At 68.7% G+C, this 3702-nt stretch carries 2 protein-coding genes; both read left to right on the forward strand.

Annotation, left to right across the window (positions count from 1 at the left end):
• Positions 1-252 precede the first annotated feature (252 nt).
• Entirely contained in the window at positions 253-1683 is a 1431-nt protein-coding gene (locus tag I8J29_RS33210; protein WP_208851535.1) for a DUF58 domain-containing protein, read from the forward strand.
• A partial coding sequence (locus tag I8J29_RS33215; RefSeq protein ID WP_208851536.1) for a transglutaminase-like domain-containing protein occupies positions 1661-3702 on the forward strand: 2042 nt, incomplete at its 3' end. The genes I8J29_RS33210 and I8J29_RS33215, both read left to right, overlap by 23 nt.

Genomic DNA, 3702 nt, shown 5'->3' on the forward strand with positions numbered 1-3702 from the left:
AAGGCGGGCGTCATAACTACTAGGCTCTTGGTTTTTTTTCTCTTTTTCTCTCCTCTCTTTTCTACTACTTCTCTCTTATTATTTTAAACAGAAATAAATATACAAAATAATTTAATAACTAGAGTTTAAATATATGTTCTTCCAATCTTGTTTATCGTATTCATAGCTACAATGTTCGTATTGTTGAAGTAAAGTAATGTAATGAAATAATTGTTCATAGTTATAATAATGTTAATTATAATATGTAAATTATTGTTATTTTATGTGTCGCTCGGCCGCGTCCGGGCGGAACGGATCGTGTACGGCGCGGACGGGCTCGCGGACGGCGGCGAGATGCGCGTCCGGCTCACGCTCACGCTGAGCCGCATGCTGCCGTTTACGTGGGTGTGCCTCGAGGAGGAGATCGTCCGGGCGGCGGATGCCGGGGAGCCGGCGGGCGCGAAGGCCGCGATGGCCGACGCGAAGGTCGTGAAGGGCGCAGCGAGAGACGCGAAAGCCGTGAAAAACGAGCAGGACGCGAAGGACAGGAAAGATTCAACGGTCGTGCAAGCGTCGGACGACGCAAAGGATCCGAAGGGACCGGCGAATGCGAGCGGCAGTCAAAGAACGGAACGAGGGAAGCAGCCGGCTAAGCGGGGCGTTCAAGTCGTGCGCGCGCTGCTGCCCGGCTTTAACCGGCGCCTGGTGCTGGAGTACACGGTCGAAGGGCTGCAGCGCGGCGAGCTGGCGTTTAACCGCGTCGCGCTGACCTGCGGCGACATGCTGGGACTGACGGTCCGCACCGTGCGGGTCGACTGCCCTGGCCGCGCGGTCGTCAAGCCGGCGCCGCCGGCCGGCGAACGGCTCGGCCCGCTGCCGGGCTTCGAGCCGGAGCAGGCCCGGCAGGGCCTGCAGCCGGTGTCCGCGTTCGGCGGGCAGATGGCGGCCGCCGCTTCCCGGCTCCGCCGGGACGGCGCCGGGCCGGAGCTGCGCGCCTACGCGCCGGGCGATTCGCTGCGGCGCGTCGACTGGCGCGCGATGGCGCGCGGGCTCGGCATGCAGACGCGGATGAGCGAGGCCGAAGAGGCGGGCGCGATCATCGTGCTGCTGGACGCGTCGGCGTCCGCCTACGGCAAGGCGCGCCGGCTGTTCGACGCGAACGCGGGGCGCGCCGCGGCGATCCTGCGGGAAGCAGCGCGCGAAGGGAAGCGCGTCAAAGTGCTGACCAATGCCGCCCCGGACGGCGTCATCCACGACGGCGGCAGCGGCGCCGACGCGCTGCGCGAGGCCGAGACGCGTCTAGCCGGGCTGCGGCTTGGCGACGCCGCGAAGCCGATGTCGCAGCGGCTGTCCGACATCGTCGCCGGGGCGCCGCGCGGCGCCTCCGTCATCTGCCTGACGGCGGGACGGACGGGGAATGCCGAGGCGATCGCCAGGCAGTCGGGCGACCCGGGCAATATTTCGTACGGCGCGAAGCTCGCCGGCGTGCGCGGCATCCGGCTGCTCCTGCTGCTCTCGGTGCACGAGGCGGGAGGAGAAGCCGCCGAGCGGAGCTGGCAGGAGCGGCTGCGGGGAACGGGCTGCGGCGTGAAGGCGCTGCCCGTGCCGGCGAGCTACGCGAACGCGTCGCCGCGGCTGGCCGAGGCGGCGGCGAGCGCCGGGAAGGAAGGAGGCGGCATGCATGCCGAACCCGCGAACGGGTAGTCAGGGAGGCGGCGGAAGCGGGTTGACGCCTCCGGCCGCGAATCCTCCGTCCAAGCGGCAGGAGGAACGGGAGGGGCTGCATTTTTTTCGGCACGCCTCCCGCAGGCTGATCACCAGCCTGCTGCTGTACGGGCTGATCGTCGAATGGCTGCTGCCGCTGGAGCAGCTGAAGTCGTATACGGAGCTGTACCAGATCAGCCCGCTGCTCTTCGCGGTCGGCCTGTATTTGGCGGTCGGCTTGTTCGTGCCGCCGACGTGGGCGGCGCTGGCGCTGAACGGCCTCGTTACGGTCGGCGCGGTGCTCGTCCTGTTCGAGCCGCACTACGGCTCCATCGGCGGATCGGTGTCCGGCTTCGTCCGCGCCGTCCGGTCGGACGCGCTGCATGTGCTGCGGGCGGACTTCATGCTGAGCGGCGAACTTCGCACGCTGCTGCTCATCGGCGGCCTCGGCATGATGGCGATCGCCGTGCAGTCGCTCATGTGGCTGCGGCAGTGGGGCCTCGGCTTGACGGCGCTGACGGCGGTGTATTTGCTGCTGCTGTACGGCTTCCTCGGCTTGGACGTGTTTCCGGGCCTGCTGCGGGCGTGCGCGGAAGGATTGGTGCTGAGCGCGCTCGTCACGGTGCCGCGAATCGAGCGGCTCGCAGGGGTGCCGGACGTGTTCGCCGGGGCCGCCGGCGGAAGCGGCGGCGGTCTTGGCGCAGCCGGCAAGGGGCGCGGCGCCAAGCCCGGGCAAGGCCTGCTCGCCGGCTGGACCATCGGCTGGTGGAGCGGCGCGGCCTGGCTGGCCGTGCTCATCATGGCGGCGAGCATCGGCGCGGCCTGGAGCTGGTCGAGCGGCACGACCGCGAAGCAGGCGCCTTGGGCGGCGGACGCCGTCCGCTGGAGCGAAGCCCGCTTGGACGAGGCGGAAGACGGGCATGCGCCGGAATCGACGGCCGCGGCGGAGGCGATGGCCGAGACCGGGCTTGGCGGCGGCGCGGGACGAACGGGCTACGGCTTCGACGACACCCGGCTCGGCGGCCCGCTCTCCTCGGACGATACGGTGCTCTTCACGGTGACGGCGGCGGAAGCGGGGTATCTGCGCGGCGACAGCAAAGCCGCGTACACCGGGAAAGGCTGGGAGCAGGACGGGCACGACTGGCAGAAGCTGAACGTCGCCGAAGCCGACGATGACGGCGCGTCCGGCGTTATCGTGCAAACCGTGACGCCCGCCAAGCCGACCGTCGGTTATCCGCTGTTCACCGGCGGCGCCGATTCGGCGGTGACGGCGCTGAAGCTGCAGCTCGCGCCGAAAGGCGCGGCCGGCAAATATTGGCGGGACGCCGACACGGGAGCGCTCTACCCGGGCGGCGACGAGGACCGGGTCGCGCAATACACGATCGTGACGAAGCTGCCGAATGAGGTCGACGTGCGCAGCGTCGGAACCGAGGGGAGCGGGAGCGAGGGCGCGGGGGCGGCGGATGCGTCCGCGCCGGACGGCGCGCCGTCGCTGACGGCCGAAGCGGAGCGCGCCTACACGCAGCTGCCCGATGGACTGCCCGCGCGGATCGGCGGGCTCGCGGGGCAGATTATCAAGGACGCCGGCAATCCTTCCGGGCGTTATGAACAGGCGCAGGCCATCGCGGACTACTTGCGCGCGAATTATACGTATACGCTGACGGATACGGAAGCGCCGGAGGCGGGGGCGGACTTCGTCGACGATTTCCTGTTCCGGCAGAAGGAAGGGTACTGCGTCCACTTCGCGTCCGCGATGGCGGTGCTGCTGCGGACGCAGGGTATTCCGGCGCGGTACGTGAAAGGCTTCGCGCCGGGCGAGCCCGCGGCGGAAGCGGCGGAGGGCGGCGGCGCGGCCGGCCGGTATGCCGTGCGCGCGAGCGACGCGCATGCGTGGGTGGAAGTGTGGTTCCCGGGCGCCGGCTGGGTGCCGTTCGAGCCGACGCCGGGCTTCGCGCCGCCGGAGGACGGCGCGGCCGGCGAAGCCGATGCGGCGTCTTCGGCGCCGGACGCCGCCGCATC

Origin of the sequence: Paenibacillus artemisiicola (assembly GCF_017652985.1) — a bacterium.
Taxonomy (GTDB): Bacteria; Bacillota; Bacilli; order Paenibacillales; family Paenibacillaceae; genus Paenibacillus_Z; species Paenibacillus_Z artemisiicola.